General features: G+C 73.9%; 11 protein-coding genes. 3 read left to right on the top strand and 8 right to left on the bottom strand.

Annotation, left to right across the window (positions count from 1 at the left end; translation table 11 throughout):
- Nucleotides 1-21 precede the first annotated feature (21 nt).
- From erm(O) to AC07FV_RS09775, 4 genes are all read right to left on the bottom strand, one after another.
- Nucleotides 22-801: a 23S rRNA (adenine(2058)-N(6))-methyltransferase Erm(O) gene (erm(O), locus tag AC07FV_RS09790; RefSeq protein ID WP_479085983.1), complete on the bottom strand. Its 780-nt coding sequence runs from the start codon at nucleotides 799-801 to the stop codon at nucleotides 22-24.
- 445 nt (nucleotides 802-1,246) lie between these two features.
- Complete coding sequence (locus tag AC07FV_RS09785; protein ID WP_479085982.1) at nucleotides 1,247-2,530, bottom strand: ABC transporter substrate-binding protein; 1,284 nt, start codon at nucleotides 2,528-2,530, stop codon at nucleotides 1,247-1,249.
- Nucleotides 2,530-3,363 (bottom strand): carbohydrate ABC transporter permease, encoded by an 834-nt coding sequence (locus AC07FV_RS09780; protein ID WP_479085981.1) that lies wholly within the window; start codon nucleotides 3,361-3,363, stop codon nucleotides 2,530-2,532. The genes AC07FV_RS09785 and AC07FV_RS09780 overlap by 1 nt, the downstream gene beginning before the upstream one ends.
- Nucleotides 3,360-4,307, bottom strand: a complete 948-nt coding sequence (locus AC07FV_RS09775) for a carbohydrate ABC transporter permease (RefSeq protein WP_479085980.1) — start codon at nucleotides 4,305-4,307, stop codon at nucleotides 3,360-3,362. Before AC07FV_RS09775 ends, AC07FV_RS09780 begins: the two co-directional genes overlap by 4 nt.
- Before the next feature lie 215 nt (nucleotides 4,308-4,522).
- Between AC07FV_RS09775 and AC07FV_RS09770 the strand changes: the two genes are divergently transcribed.
- On the top strand, nucleotides 4,523-5,386 hold the full coding sequence (locus tag AC07FV_RS09770) for a phosphotransferase enzyme family protein (RefSeq protein WP_479085979.1): 864 nt from the start codon (nucleotides 4,523-4,525) through the stop codon (nucleotides 5,384-5,386).
- 25 nt (nucleotides 5,387-5,411) lie between these two features.
- Here AC07FV_RS09770 and AC07FV_RS09765 read toward each other — a convergent pair whose 3' ends face one another.
- Together AC07FV_RS09765 and AC07FV_RS09760 are read right to left on the bottom strand one after the other, a co-directional pair.
- Nucleotides 5,412-6,134, bottom strand: a complete 723-nt coding sequence (locus AC07FV_RS09765; protein WP_479085977.1) for an exonuclease domain-containing protein — start codon at nucleotides 6,132-6,134, stop codon at nucleotides 5,412-5,414.
- A gap of 114 nt (nucleotides 6,135-6,248) precedes the next feature.
- Nucleotides 6,249-7,496 carry an SAV2148 family HEPN domain-containing protein gene (locus AC07FV_RS09760; RefSeq protein ID WP_356607465.1) on the bottom strand — a complete coding sequence of 416 codons (1,248 nt, stop codon included), beginning with the start codon at nucleotides 7,494-7,496 and terminating at the stop codon, nucleotides 6,249-6,251.
- 355 nt (nucleotides 7,497-7,851) lie between these two features.
- On the opposite strand from AC07FV_RS09760, the gene glgX reads away from it, so the two are divergent.
- Entirely contained in the window at nucleotides 7,852-9,969 is a 2,118-nt protein-coding gene (gene glgX, locus AC07FV_RS09755) for a glycogen debranching protein GlgX (RefSeq protein WP_479085976.1), read from the top strand.
- Here glgX and AC07FV_RS09750 read toward each other — a convergent pair.
- Nucleotides 9,966-11,255 carry an MFS transporter gene (locus AC07FV_RS09750; RefSeq protein ID WP_479085975.1) on the bottom strand — a complete coding sequence of 430 codons (1,290 nt, stop codon included), beginning with the start codon at nucleotides 11,253-11,255 and terminating at the stop codon, nucleotides 9,966-9,968. The genes glgX and AC07FV_RS09750 overlap by 4 nt on opposite strands.
- A gap of 81 nt (nucleotides 11,256-11,336) precedes the next feature.
- Here AC07FV_RS09750 and treY point away from each other — a divergent pair, with 81 nt between their 5' ends.
- Complete coding sequence (treY, locus tag AC07FV_RS09745) at nucleotides 11,337-13,751, top strand: malto-oligosyltrehalose synthase (RefSeq protein ID WP_479085973.1); 2,415 nt, start codon at nucleotides 11,337-11,339, stop codon at nucleotides 13,749-13,751.
- An 80-nt stretch (nucleotides 13,752-13,831) separates the two neighbouring features.
- Here the strand turns inward: treY and AC07FV_RS09740 are convergent, their stop codons facing one another.
- Nucleotides 13,832-15,157 (bottom strand): M14 family zinc carboxypeptidase, encoded by a 1,326-nt coding sequence (locus tag AC07FV_RS09740; RefSeq protein ID WP_479085971.1) that lies wholly within the window; start codon nucleotides 15,155-15,157, stop codon nucleotides 13,832-13,834.
- Nucleotides 15,158-15,312: the final 155 nt, after the last annotated feature.

Raw genomic sequence — 15,312 nt, 5'->3', positions numbered from 1 at the left:
TCTCGTGCAAATCGCTTCCTCTCACGCCGTCAGCTCCTCGTGCAGCCGCAGCCACCGCGCCGGTGCCACCTCGCCGACGAGCACCCCGGGGTCCAGCCGGGCCGCCCGGAACGCCGCGTCGACCCGGCGCCGGGGGTACGCCCGGCGCAGGGACGCGTGCAGCGAGCCGCCGACCCCCGAGAAGCCCAGCTCGACCAGATCCCACCAGCCGGGCAGGGCGGCACCGGGGAGCAGGGGGACGGGGCGGCGTTCGATCCGCAGGACGCCGGCGTCGACGCGGGGCGCCGGGCGGAATCCGTAGCGGCCGACGCGTCCCACCAGGCGCCACTCGTGGCGGGGCCAGGTGCGGACCGTCAGGAGGGTCCACCGGCCGAAGTCCCCGGTGCGCTTGCGCGCGTACTCCAGCTGGGTGATCAGGGTGGCGTCGGTGAGGGTGGGCGCGCCGAGGCACCAGTCGACGATGTCCGCCGTGCGGGAGAAGGGCACGTTCCCGGCGACCGAGAAGGGCGTCCGCGGGGCTCGCGCGGCGAGGAAGTCGCCTTCGACGACACGGACATGGGGTGTGGTGGCGAAGCGGGTGCGCAGCCCGGGGACGAGCCGGGAGTCGATCTCGTAGGCGTGCAGCTCCCGGCTGCGGCGGGCGAGCGGCTCGGTGAGGGCGCCCTTGCCGGCGCCCACTTCGAGGACGAGCGGCGGGTGCCGGGGATCGGGGGCGGTCAGCCGGGCGACGTGTCCGGCGGCGGCGCGGTCGGCGAGGAAGTTCTGCGAGAGCGTGCGGGCACGCTGGGTGGGGCGGGCCATGGCCTGCGGTCCTTGTCTTCCGTGCAGGGAAAAGGGCATGCGAAGGCCCTGACCGGAAGACGAGGGGAAAGGAGATGCGGAGGCTCAGCCGCGCCGCGCGGAGTCAGCGGCGGGGGGTCCCCGGGCCGGTCAGGGCTCCGGGACGGCGACGCATCCTGACGGAGTGCGTGCAGCCCCGGCCGGGACCGGAGTTGTAGATCGCGTTGAAGGCTCCCACGGAGCCGACCCTAGGCGGTGCCCCGGCGGCCGGGCAACGGAATATCCGCGTCACGGCCGCCGACGGCCGATATCCGACGACCGGTGACCGACGGCCGACGGTCGACGGTCGGGCACGGGACGGCCGGGAACGGGACGGCCGGGAACGGGACGGCCGGGAACGGGACGGCCGGGAACGGGACGGCCGGGCACGGGACGGCCGGGCACGGGACGGCCGGGCACGGGACGGTCAGCGTTGGTAGCGGGCGAGGACCAGGTTGCCGTCGTCCTCCAGCCTCCCGCGCAGCTCGCCGAGGCCGATCGCCCCGCTGTAGTACTCCTGGAGCGCCGGGGTCGCCACCTTGTCCTTCCACTCGGGATAGCCCCGGACGGACTGGGCGGGCGCCGGGCGCAGGTGGGCGGCGAGGGCGGTGCCGGTGGCCCAGCCGTGCTCGGACGTGTGCAGGGCGGGGTCCTTCAGGGCCTCGGTGCCGGTGGGCAGCATCCAGTCGCCGAGGGCGAGACGCACCATGTTCTCCGGTCGGAGGAGGAAGTCGAGGAACGCGGCGGCCTCCTCCTTGTGCGGGCTGTCCTCGGCGATCGACAGCGTCTGCGGGCTGACGCCCTGGTCGAGCCCCTCGGCGCCGGCCGGTGCGGGCAGCACCTGCCAGTCGAAGCCGTCGGGTGCCTGCTGCTCGATCTGCTGGCGGTAGGCGAAGCCGAGCGGCACCATCGCGTACTTGCCCGCGAAGAAGCCGGGGAGGGTGTCGGAGCCGCCGCTGCCCAGGGTGGTGGCGGAGGCGCTGCGGTCGGTGCCGACCTGGTCGCGGACGGTGCGGGGCACGACCTGGTCGGCCTCCTCGAACCGGACGGTGACCCTGCCGTCGGCGCCGCGGTGGAAGAGCTGTCCGCCGGTGGACAGCGACAGGTTGAGCGTGGCCGACACCGGCTCCTTGAGCGGCCAGGCCACGCCGTACCGCCCGTCGCCGCTCAGCTCCTTCGTGACCCGCCGGAACTCCGTCCAGGTCCAGGGGCGTTCGGGTGTCGGTATCCGCACGCCCGATTCCCGCAGCAGGTCGGCGTTGGCGATCAGGACGCGCGGTTCCTGGAGGAAGGGCACGCCGTAGACGCCGTCGCCGAAGGTGACCGTCTCCCACGTCCGCCGCGGGATGTCGGCCTCCAGCCGCTCGGGCAGCAGGTCCGAGAGGTCGGCGAGGTAGCCGCCGTAGGCGAAGTCCGCGAGGTCGTCGGAGGCGTCGTGGATGACGTCGGGCGCCTCGCCGCCCTCGAAGGAGGTGAGGAGCTGGTCGTGGACGCTGTCCCAGCTGCCCTGGACGTACTCGACCCGCACGCCCGGGTGCGTGGCGTTCCACTCGCGCACCAGCTCCTTGGTGGCCGCCACGGACTCCTCCTGCCAGGCGAGCGACTGGAAGCGCAGCGTGACGCGGCCGTCCGCCGGGTCGTCGCCGCCGTCCGTGCAGCCGGAGAGCAGCAGGGCGAGGGCGAGCAGCAGGGTCGCGGTCCTCGTGCGCATCAGCTCTTCACCGCCCCGGCCAGCATGCCGCCGGTGATCCGTCGCTGGATGAGGGCGAAGACCAGCAGGGAGGGCAGCGTCGCGAGGAAGGCCGCCGCCGCGAGCGGGCCCAGGTCGGCGACGCCCTCGGCGCCGATGAAGTGGGTGAGGATCACCGGCAGGGTCTGCTTCTCCGGCGTCTTCAGCAGCACCAGCGCGAAGAAGAACTCGTTCCACGCGGTGATGAACGCGAACAGCGCCGTGGCCACGATGCCCGGCGCGAGCAGCGGCGCGGTGACCGAGACGAGCGTGCGCAGCCGACCGGCGCCGTCCACCGCCGCCGCCTCCTCCAGTTCGGGAGGCACGGCCCGGACGTACCCGGTGAGCATCCACAGCGCGAAGGGCAGCGACCAGACGACGTACACCATCACCAGTCCCGGCACGGAGTTGATCAACTGAAGGTTCTTCAGCACCAGGAAGAGCGGGATGATCACCAGGACGAAGGGGAAGGCCTGGCTGACCACCACCCACCCCGTCGCCGCCCTGGTGAGCCGGGAGCGGTGGCGGGCCATGACGTACGCCATCGGGGTGGCGATCACCACGGCGATCAGCGCGGCGCCGAGCGCGGCCCCCAGGGAGTTGAGGGCGGCGCGCAGCAGCGGCTGTTCGTCGAAGGCCTGCCGGAAGTTGTCGAGGGTGGGGTCCTTGGGGATCCACGTGGGGTGCAGACTGGCCAGCTCCTGCGGCGGTTTGAACGCGGTGGAGATCAGCCAGAGGAACGGGAAGACCAGGAAGACGAGGTAGGCGAGCAGCGCGGCGTACTGCCCGGCGCGGGCACCGGTCGAGGTCCTCATGCGACGCCGCCTTCCTTGGGTCCGCCCCTGAGCCGGCCGGCGAGGAAGACCGCCAGCAGCACCGAGACGACGGCCACCATGACGCAGCCCATCGCCGCCGCGTAGCCGAACTGCCCGTACCGGAAGGCTTCCTCGTAGGCGAACAGCATGGGCAGCCGGGTCCGGCCGCCCGGGCCTCCGCTGGTCAGCACGTAGACCAGGGCGAAGGCGTTGAAGTTCCAGATCAGGTTGAGCGCGGTGATGGCGAGCGCGACGGGTCTGAGGGCGGGCCAGGTGACCGTGCGGAAGCGGCGCCAGGCTCCGGCGCCGTCGACCGCGGCGGCCTCGTGCAGCTCGCGCGGGGTGTTCTGCAACCCGGCGAGCAGGGCGACCGTCGTCTGGGGCATGCCGGCCCAGACGCCGACGACGATGACGGCGGGCAGGGCGGTGGCGAGGCCGCTGAGCCAGTCACGGCCGTCGCCGAGACCGAGGTCGCGCAGCGTCTCGTTGAGGATGCCCGCGTCCGGGTTGTAGACCAGCCGCCACATGATGCCGACGACGACCTCGGGCATCGCCCAGGGGACGATCGCGAGGGCCCGGGCCAGCCAGCGCATCCGCAGGTTCTGGTTGAGCAGCAGGGCGAGGCCGAGGGCGAGCAGGAACTGCGGCACCGTCACCCCCACGGCCCACACCAGCCCGATGCGGAACGACTCCCAGAACAGGGTGTCGTGCATCAGGTCCTGGAAGTTCAGGGCGCCGATCCACTGCGTGGGCTCCGTACGCCCCGACTGCGCGTCGGTGAAGGCCAGCAGGACGCCGTAGAGCAGCGGCCCGACGCTGAGCACCAGGATGGGGATCAGGGCGGGCAGCACCAGGAACCAGGCGCCGTGGTCGGGACCGGGCCGGGGCCGCTTCGGGCCGGACGCGCGGCGCGCCGGGCCCCTCGGATCGGTCACCGGTGTCACATGATCAGCCCCTTCGCGCGGCCGGGACGGGCCTGGCCATGGTCGTGAAGGCGCCGGGCCCCGTCAAGGGCCCGGACATACCCTCCCACCTGTGCGAATGCGACACTGGCCGACGGATGGCGGGATTGCGGCGGACCGGACGGGCCCCGCGGGCCGGACGGACCCGGCCGGCACGGCGGACCCGACGGACGACACGGACACGGAGGCGCGGGACGATGGACGAGGCACGGGCTCGGGAGGTGCTGGCCGCGGCGGGAGTGCTCTCCGGGCCGGTGGGCGAGGCGCGGCTGCTCGCCCTGGGCGAGAACGCGGTGTTCGTCGCCGGTGACCTGGCGGTCAAGGTGGGCCGCGACGCCGAGCTGCTCGACCGGGCGCGCCGGGAACTGGCCGTGGCGGTGTGGCTGGAGGAGGCCGGTGTGCCGGCGGTGCGGGCGGCCGACCCCGCGGCGCTGTTCGTCGACGGGCACCCGGTGACGCTGTGGCGACGGCTGCCGGACCCGGTGCGGCCCACCGAGCCGCGGGACGTGGCCGCCCTGCTCCGGCTGGTCCACGCGCTGCCCTCCCCCTCCTTCGACCTGCCGCCCCGCGAACTGCTGGGCGGCGTGGAACGCTGGCTGCGGCTGGCGGGTGACGTGATCGACCCGGCGGACGCCGCGTTCCTGCGCGAGCGGCGCGACGGCTTCGCGACGGCCGCCGCCGCGCTCACCCCCCGCCTGCCGCGGGGCCCGATCCACGGGGACGCCCTGCCCCGCAACGTGCACGTCGGCCCCGACGGTCCGGTCCTGGTCGACCTGGAGACCTTCTCCAGCGACCTGCGCGAGCACGATCTGGTGGTGATGGCCCTCAGCCGGGACCGCTACGGGCTGCCCGCGGAGGCGTACGACGGCTTCACCGGGACCTACGGCTGGGACGTGCGCGAGTGGGACGGCTGCGCGGTGCTGCGCGGCGCCCGGGAGACGGCCAGCTGCGCGTGGGTCGCCCAGCACGCACCGGGCAACCCCAGGGCCCTGGCCGAGTTCGAACGCCGGGTGGCGTCGCTGCGGGACGGCGATCCTGCGGTGCGCTGGCACCCCTTCTGACGCCTCCTCGCCCGCCGGGGCCGGCTCAGACCCGTTCGTCGGCCGGTTCGCGCACCGGCCATCTGCCGTCGACGACGGCCGTGGCGTCGCCCTTGCGGCGCAGGAAGCTCTGGAAGTCCGCGGCCCACTCGGCATACCACTCGATCTGACGGTGGTGCAGGTCGGCCGGGCCGAGGGAGGCGACCTTGGGGTGCCGGTCGGCTATCGCGCAGGCCAGGCGGGCCGCGGCGAGGGCGTCGGCCGTGGCGTCGTGGGCGGCGTCGAGCGGGACGCCGTACTCCTGGCAGACCGCTTCCAGGTTGCGTTTGCCGCGGCGGTACCGGTCGACGGAGCGGTCGATGGTGTACGGGTCGATGACGGGGGCCGGGTCCAGGCCGCCCAAGCGGTCGCGCAGGGACGGCAGTCCGTGGCGCCGCAGCTCGGCGGAGAGCAGGGTGAGGTCGAAGGCCGCGTTGTAGGCGACGACCGGGACCCCCGTCCGCCAGTGGTCGGCGAGCACACCGGCGATGGCGTCGGCGACCTGGTCGGCGGGGCGGCCCTCGGTGGCCGCCCGCTCGTTGCTGATGCCGTGCACCGCCACCGCGTCCGCCGGGATCTCCACGCCGGGGTCGGCCAGCCACTCCCGGCGTCCGCGCGGCTCCCCGTCCACGACCTCGATCACGGCCCCCGTGACGATGCGCGCCTCGCGCGGGTCGGTGCCCGTCGTCTCCAGGTCGAAGCCGATCAGCAGCTGTCGGTGCCAGCCCATGGGCGGTCCCCCTTCTTGGTGGTGCGTCCCCCAGTGGTCCCCACCTTCCCACGGGCCACTGACAATCAGAGGATCGCATTCCGCTTGCGCCGGCGCCCGGCCCGGCGTCGGCGTTCACGAAACGGGTCGCGAATCCGCCCACATCAGCTCGAACTCCTCGCGATAGGTGGGGAAAAGTCCGCTTTCGTCGAGCTGGTCCGACTTCACGACCTTGCCGCCGTTGCGCCCGTTGCGCAGCACCAGCACCGGCGCCTCCATTCCCCGCGTCCGGCGCAGATAGGACTGGACGACGGCGATCCCGTCGACGCCGTCCCCGTCGACCAGGTAGGCGGTGAAGCGGGGCGTCTCGTCGAAGACCTGGATCTCGAACGCGCCCGGGTCCCGCAGCCGGGCGCGTACCCGGCGCATGTGCAGGATGTTCATCTCCACGGCGCGGCTCAGCTCGCCCCGCTTGATGCCGAGTTCGCGCTCGCGGCGCTTGATCGCGCTCGACGCCGGGTTCAGGAAGAGCAGCCGCACCCGTCCGCCGGACTCGGCCAGCCGCAGCAGGCGCCGGCCGGAGAAGTTCTGCACGAGCAGGTTGAGGCCGATACCGAGGGCGTCCACCCGGCGCGCGTTGCCGAAGAGGTCCTCGGCGGGGAACTGGCGCAGCAGCCGGACCCGGTCCGAGTGGACCGCGACCACGTCGGCGTACCGGTCGCCGACCAGGTCCTCCACCGCGTCGACCGGCAGCCGCCGCGCGGACGGCACGTCGCTGCCCGCGCCCAGCACCTCCAGGAGCCGCGCCGACGCCCGCTCGGCCTGGTTCAGGACGGCCTCGGACAGCGCGCGGTTGCGGGAGACGACGTTGCGGGTGACCTCCAGCTCGTCGAGGGCGAGTTCCACGTCCCGGCGTTCGTCGACGTAGGGCTCGAAGCAGGGCCAGTGCTGCACCATCAGCTCGCGCAGCTGCGGCAGGGTGAGGAAGCTGAGGACGTTGTCGTCCGCCGGGTCGAGCAGGTAGCCCTTGCGGCGGCTGACCTCGCGGACGGCGACGGCCCGCTGCACCCACTCCTGGCCCGCCGGTCCGGCCGCGGCGACCACCCAGTCGTCGCCGTGGACGGGCTCGTAGACCGGCCGGAGGACGGCGGCCACGACCGCGCGCAGCCGCTGTTCGACGAGGTTGAGCCAGATGTAGGCCCGGCCCGCACGCTGCGCGCGGGTGCGCACCTCGTGCCAGGAGTCGGCGTCCCAGTCCAGCTCCGGGCCGATCGCGCCCGCGCTCATCGGCCGTGCCAGGGACACCGCACCGGGCGGGACGTCCGTGGAGGTCCCCTGGTGACCGTCGTCACCAGGAGGCAGCTCCAGCCCTCCCGAGCCCACCCGCGCACCGCCTTCCGCTCCCCCGGAGCACCTTCGGGGAGACCCCGTCCCAACGATCAAGGAAGGGTACTCCGCGAGCGGTCCGCGGTGCAGCCCGATGGACGGGCCGGTTTCCCCAACCTCCGTGATCCACACGCGCGTTCCGGTCACCCGGACACCGTGGAGTGAGCGGATTCATAGCGGTGACGCCGCACGGTACGGGGAAGAATCCCTGGCGCCCTCCCCGGGGCGTGGATCGAGCACATCGCCGACGGGTGGGTAGGAGGACGTACGTGCTAGGTGGTCGCCTCACTTTCGGGGAGACTCGGAGCCATGGCGTCCGCACCGGCGCCCCACACCTGAAAGAGTCGTGTTCATGCAGGTCTGGCCTGGAGAGGCATATCCCCTCGGTGCCACGTACGACGGCGCCGGTACCAACTTCGCGGTCTTCACGGAGGCCGCCGACCGAGTAGAGCTGTGTCTGCTGCACGACGACGGCTCGGAAGCCGCGGTCGAGCTGCGGGAGAGCGACGCGTTCGTCCGGCACGCGTACGTGCCGGGCGTGATGCCCGGGCAGCGGTACGGCTACCGCGTGCACGGGCCGTACGCCCCGGAGCGCGGGCAGCGCTGCAACAGCGCCAAACTGCTGCTCGATCCGTACGCACGTGCGATCAGCGGCTCGATCCAGTGGGGCGAGGAGGTGTACGGCTACCACTTCGACGACCCCGACCGGCGCAACGACCTCGACTCCGCGCCCCACATGATGTCCTCGGTCGTGGTCAATCCCTACTTCGACTGGGGCGACGACCGGCGGCCCCGGACGGAGTACCACCACACGGTGCTCTACGAGGCCCACGTGAAGGGCCTGACCATGCGGCACCCGGGTTTGCCCGAGGAGCTGCGCGGCACCTACGCGGCCCTGGCGCACCCGGCGGTGATCGAGCACCTGACCGAGCTGGGGGTGACCGCGCTGGAGCTGATGCCGGTCCACCAGTTCGTCAACGACCACCGCCTGGTGGACATGGGCCTGAACAACTACTGGGGCTACAACACGATCGGCTTCTTCGCCCCGCACAACGCGTACGCCTCCTGGGGCGACCGCGGCCAGCAGGTGCTGGAGTTCAAGTCGGCGGTGAAGGCGCTGCACGAGGCCGGCATCGAGGTCATCCTGGACGTCGTCTACAACCACACCGCCGAGGGCAACCACCTGGGCCCGACGCTCTCCTTCAAGGGCATCGACAACGCCTCCTACTACCGGCTGACCGACGACCCCCGCTACTACATGGACACCACGGGGACCGGGAACAGCCTGCTCATGCGGTCGCCGCACGTCCTTCAGATGATCATGGACTCGCTGCGGTACTGGGTCACCGAGATGCACGTCGACGGGTTCCGCTTCGACCTCGCGGCCACCCTGGCCCGGCAGTTCCACGAGGTGGACCGGCTGTCGTCGTTCTTCGACCTGGTCCAGCAGGATCCGGTGGTGTCCCAGGTGAAGCTGATCGCCGAGCCCTGGGACGTGGGCGAGGGCGGCTACCAGGTGGGCAACTTCCCGCCGCTGTGGACCGAGTGGAACGGCAAGTACCGGGACACGGTGCGGGACCTGTGGCGCGGTGAGCAGCGCACGCTGGCCGAGTTCGCGTCCCGGCTGACCGGGTCGTCCGACCTGTACCAGGACGACGGCCGCCGTCCGCTGGCCTCCATCAACTTCGTCACCTGCCACGACGGCTTCACCCTGCACGACATGGTGGCGTACAACGAGAAGCACAACGACGCCAACGGCGAGGACAACCGGGACGGCGAGAGCCACAACCGGTCCTGGAACTGCGGCGTCGAGGGCGACACCGACGACCCCGCGGTGCTGGAGCTGCGGGCCCGCCAGATGCGGAACTTCATCGCCACGCTGCTGCTCTCCCAGGGCGTGCCGATGATCAGCCACGGCGACGAGTTCGCCCGCACCCAGCGGGGCAACAACAACGCCTACTGCCAGGACAACGAGCTGGCGTGGGTGGCGTGGCCCGAGGACGACGGGGTGGGTCGCGAGCTGCTGGAGTTCACCCGCGCGATGGTGTGGCTGCGCAAGGACCACCCGGTCTTCCGCAGGCGGCGCTTCTTCCACGGCCGGCCCGTGGAGGGGACGCACGACGAGCTGTCGGACATCGCCTGGTTCACCCCCGAGGGCGGGGAGATGACCCAGCGGGACTGGAACTCGGCCCGGGCCTCGGCGCTCACGGTGTTCCTCAACGGCAACGCGATCTCCGAGCCGGGACCACGCGGGGAGCGCATCGCCGACGACTCGTTCCTGCTGATGTTCAACGCCTCACCGAGACCGCTGGACTTCGTGGTGCCGGTCGACCACGGGCGGCAGTGGGAGGTGGTCGTCGACACCGCGCGGGCCGAGGGCGTGCCGCGGGAGACGGGGACGAAGGTACAGGCCGGGGACCGGCTGACCCTGGTGGACCGGAGCATGACGGTCCTCCAGCGCCCCGTCTAGGAGGGCGCCCGGTCGCGCGCGTCGTCCACGCGCGCGTGCCGGGCCTCCCCCGCGGGTCCGGCGTACGGTGCCGGGCGCGCGGCCAGCGCGGTGGCGCAGGCGAGCGCGGCGGCCCCGCTCGCCGTCGCGAACGCCGCCACCGGGCCGTGGGACTCGGCCAGGCGGCCGGTGAGCGCGAGGGCGAGGGCCTGGCCGGCGACGAGGGCGCTGGTCGCGAAGGCCATCGCCTCGGCGAGCCGGGCCCGCGGCACCGCCCGCTCGGTGAGCGCGAACACGGTGATCAGGTGCGGGGCGTAGGCGACGCCCAGGACGGTGACCACCAGGTAGAGGCCGGTCAGGCCGTCCGTCCACAGCAGCGGCAGCGACAGGGCGCACGCGACGGCCGTGGCGGCCCGCCAGCGGGCCCGCAGCCCGAGGCGGGCGGGCACGGCGGCCATGGCGAGCCCCGCGACCGCGCTCATCACTCCCATGGCGGCATAGACGAGCCCCGCCTGCTCCGGCTTCCCGAGCCGCTCGGTGAGCGCGGTGATCCCCGCCTGGCAGGCCCCGAACATCGCCCCCTGGAGGGCGAGCGAGACCCGCAGGGCGTGCACCGCGCGGGGCATGCGGGGGCGGGCGCGCGGGCCGCCGGGCGTCCCGGTGGCCGGGGAGGCCGTGGCCCGGGCCGTGGGGTGCAGGGCGAAGGCGGTGCCGCACCCGGCGACCAGGACGGCCGCACCGGTCAGGGCGTACGCCGGGTGGGCCAGGACCGCCGCGAGGCCCACCAGCGCCGGGCCGAGGACGAAGGAGACCTCGTCGAGGGTGCTCTCGAAGGAGAGCGCGGCACCCACGGTGGGCTCCGGAGCATCGGCCCGGCGGGCGAGCGCCACCAGGCGGGCCCGGGCCAGCGGGCCGATCAGGGGCGTGCTCGCCCCCGCCGCCGCACCGAGGAGCGCCAGCAGCGGCGGCGTCGTTCCCGCGAGCGCGCCCGCCACCAGAGCGCCGATGGCGACGGCGTTGACCAGGCAGAAGACCAGGACGACGGTGCGCTGTCCGTGCCGGTCCGCGAGCCGGCCGACCAGCGGACCGCAGGCGACCTGCCCGACGGCGAGCGCTCCCCCGGTCAGCCCGGCGGCGGCCAGCGAGCCACTGGTGCGGGCGACCAGCAGGACACTGCCGAACTGGACGGTGGCCGTCGGCAGCCGCCCCAGGAAGGACACCACGGGCAGCAGCGGCCCCGTCAGGCCGATCACCTCCCGGTACGACTCCAGCGCCCCGCTCCGACCCGTGCTCCGGTTGGTTCCCATCGCTCGAAGCTAGTCACGCGCGCGTCCACCCGTGGAGGGGCCGATGACACGAAAGGCGGTGAGACGGGTACGTAGGTTTCCATGACACCTGAGCGACCCGAACCGACGGTGCCCACAGCCACGTACCGGCTGCAGCTGCAGCCCGACTTCCCCTTCTCGGCCGCGGCGGCGGCCGTGCCGTACCTGGCCTCGCTCGGCGTCTCGCACCTGCACCTGTCCCCGGTGCTGGAGGCCGTGCCGGGATCACTGCACGGCTACGACGTCGTGGACCACGCGCGGGTGCGCGCGGAACTCGGCGGCGAGGAGGGACTGCGGGCGCTGGCGCGCACCGCGCGGGAGCACGGCCTCGGCCTGGTGGCGGACATCGTGCCGAACCACATGGCGATGTCCCCCCGCCACAACCGCGCCCTGTGGGAGGTGCTGCGCGAGGGCCCGAAGTCGCCCTACGCGCGGTGGTTCGACATCGACTGGGAGGCGCAGGGCGGCCAGGTGCTGCTCCCGGTGCTCGGCGCCCCGGTCGGCGAGGTGCTGGACGACCTCCGGGTCGACGGTGACGTGCTGCGCTACCACGACCACGCCTTCCCCCTGCGGGACGGCACCGGAGACCTGCCGCTGCCGCAGCTCCTGGACGCGCAGTGGTACCGCCCGGTGTGGTGGCGGCTCGCCCGCACCGAACTGAACTACCGGCGCTTCTTCAGCATCTCGGAGCTGATCGGCGTCCGCGTGGAGGACCCGGAGGTCTTCGAGGCCACGCACTCCACGGTGCTGCGGCTGCTGCACGAGGGCGTGCTCGACGGGCTGCGCGTCGACCACCCGGACGGCCTCGCCGACCCCGGCACGTACCTGCGGCGGCTGCACGAGGCCAGTGGCGGCCGGTGGACGGTGGTGGAGAAGATCCTGGCGGACGGCGAACGGCTGCCGGCGGCCTGGCCCGTGGCGGGCACGACCGGCTACGACGCCCTGCGGCACATCGACGCGCTCTTCGTGGACCCGGCGGGGTACGGGGAACTCCTCGGCCACTACCGCCGGTTCGCCACCCCGCAGGCGGACCGGGGCGGGGACTGGGCGGCGACGGTGCGACGCGCGGCCCACAAGGTGCTCTCGTTCGAGCTGGCCACCGAGATGGACCGGCTGACGCGGGTGGCGCACCGGCTGTGCGTCGCCTCCCCGGAGCCCGCCCTGCGCGACCGGGCGCCGTGGGCGCTGCGCACGGCCCTGCGGGAACTGCTGATCCGGCTGGAGGTGTACCGGCCCTACGGCTCGGTGGACGCGGCGTCCGTCCTCACCGAGGAGGCGGCGGCCGAGGCGCGGCGCGCGTTCCCGGTGCGGGAGGAGGGCGGGGCGGTCGACGTCGTACGGGACCTGGTGCTCGGGCGGTACGGGGAGGGGCCGGAGCACGCGGAGTTCCGGAACCGGTTCGCCCAGACCGCATCGGCACTGCGCGCCAAGTCCGTCGAGGACACCGCGTTCTACCGCTACGTGCCGTTGCTGTCGGCGACCGAGGTCGGCGGGAACCCGGGCGACCCGGCTCTGTCCCCGGACGCGTTCCACGCGTACTGCGCGCGCGTGCAGCGCGACTGGCCCGCGACCGGCACGGTCGTCTCGACCCACGACACCAAGCGCAGCGCGGACGTGCGGGCCGCGCTGGCGGTGCTCACGGAGGCTCCCGAGCGCTGGGCGGAGGTCCTGACGGAGGCCGCCCGCTCGGGCGAGGACGTGCCGGACGGCCAGCTGGCGTGGGCGGCCTGGCAGACGGTCTTCGGGCTGGGGCCCGCGGAGGGCGGGAGGGTGCGGGAGGCACTGCTGAAGCACGTCCGCGAGGCGGGCATGTACACCAGCTGGACGGAGCAGGAGCCGGCGTACGAGGACGCGGTGGCCGCGTTCGTGACGGCGGGTCCGTGCGGCACGCCGGGGGAACGGGTGGCCGCCTTCCGGGAGTCCCTGGAGCCGCACATCCGGGCGAACGTCCTCGGCACGGCCCTGACGCACCTGACGATGCCGGGGGTGCCGGACCTCTACCAGGGCACGGAGCACGCGTACCTGGCCCTGGTGGACCCGGACAACCGGCGGCCCGTACGCTTCCCGCCCCCCGCGGACGGGGCGACCGGGACGACCGGTGCCGACGAGAACCGCGGGACCGCCGGGACGAAGGACGCGGTGACCCGGGCGGCGCTGGCGCTGCGGGCGCGGCGACCGGAGGTGTTCGGCGAGGCGGCGACGTACGAGCCGCTCGCCGCCGAGGGCCCCGCCGCGGCGCACTGCCTGGCGTTCGCCCGGTCCGGGGAGGTCGTGACCGCCGTGACCCGGTTGTCCCTGCGGCTGGCGGAGGCGGGCGGCTGGCACGGTACGACGCTGCCGCTGCCGCCCGGCCGGTGGGCCGACGCGCTGACACCCGGGCGGGAGTTCTCCGGGCACGCGCGCGTGGAGGAGCTTTTCGCGGGCGTACCGGTGGCGTTGCTGGAGCGGGTGGGGGCGACGGAGGAGGAAGAGGGCTGAGCGGCGGTCACGGCGCGGCGGGGGGCGGTCGACGCCGTCCGCCGCACCGGCGGGTCACCGGCCCGCCGTAGGCGTACGGGTCATTCCAGGTGCATCGGCACCGCGGCCTCGGGACCCCGGCCCGGCTCACCCGAACGGGACACCGTGGTGGGGCGCCGTGCGGCCAGTTCGAACGCGGCGAGGACGACCCGTGTCTGGTACTCCACCTGGCGCGCGACCGGTATCCAGTGGGCCGCACAGCCGTCGCGGTAGTCGGCGCAGCCCTCGTCGACGAGCCGGTCCAGTTCGGGCAGGACGCCCGTCGGATCGTCCCCGGTCCGGGTCACCAGCTGGTGCAGCAGCCCCGCGGTCCGCAGGGCCAGCCGCCGGCCGGCCAGCCGCAGGGCGACCAGGTGGGCGGTGCTCATGGGCGGGAGGGACCGGCCCGAACCGTCGTCGGTGTCGGGGTCCCACGCGTCGGCGAGCCGGGGGCAGACCAGAAGGTAGTCGTCGACGGGAGCGAGCAGGTGGGCCGCGTCCGGGTCGGTGGCGACGTGCGGCCGGATGCGGGCGAGGACGCGCTGGAGCCGGCGGGTGTCCTGGCGCAGGGTGCGGCTCACGGCGCGCAGCACCGCGTCCCGGTCGGCCGGCATCGAGCCGTCCGCGACGGCGGCCACGCCCCACATGGGCGCCTCGACGACGGCGGTGACGGTCCCGTACCGCCGGGGATGGCACCACGTGGACTCGACGGCCGCCTCGGTGATGGCCGCGGTGAGGTCGCCGCGGCGGGGCGGTGGGATGCGGTAGACGGCGGGGCCGAGGTCGGGCCAGTACAGGGTGTCGTAGGCGCCGAGTTCCCGGGGGATGCCGAGCCGGGCCGCGGCATGGGCGATGCGCTGGGCCATGCCGGGCAGGTTGTGGGTCAGCTCGACGAAGCCGCCGCCCACGTCGACGCCGTGCAGCGAGCAGTGCAGGAAGGGCCGCAGCTCGTCCTGGAGGGCGAGCAGGGCGCGGGTCTCCGGCAGCGTGGCGTGGTCCGGGCCGTCGGGCAGCCACTCGGGCTGTTCGAGGAAGCCGGGCCGGAAGAAGTTCCGGGCGTAGCGGCCGAGGGTGTACGGGCCGGCCAGCCAGCCCTCGTTGCGGCGCAGGCCGTCGGGGTCGGCGCAGAGCAGCAGGTTCCAGGTGGCGTCGGCGCCCTCGGTGAGGCGGGGGTCCGCCAGGGCCCGTTCGGCGAGCCGCAGGACGGTGGCGCCGCCCACGGGTTCGTTGGCGTGCGGTCCGGCGACGACGAGGGCGTGGCGGCTGCCGTGGCCGACGGAGAGCAGCAGCAGCGGGGTGCCCCCGCGGGAGGTGCCGACGCGGCGCAGACGGGCCTGCCGGGGGTGGCGGGCGACGAGCGCGGCGGCCCGGGCGCCCAGCTCGTCCACGGTCGGGTAGCGCAGGAGGGGCGGCAGGGCACACCTCCACGATGCGGTCCGTCGGTTCACCTGGCGTGCGCGGTGTACGCACAGTCAGTCACGACTTGCGGGGCACGTCAACACCGCTACAGGCAAAGGCATTTGCGCCATCGGCCCGGCTCACC

Source organism: Streptomyces sp. NPDC045956 (assembly GCF_056430705.1).
Note: the sequence above shows the minus strand (reverse complement) of the source record. Positions and strands in the feature narration are given on the sequence as shown.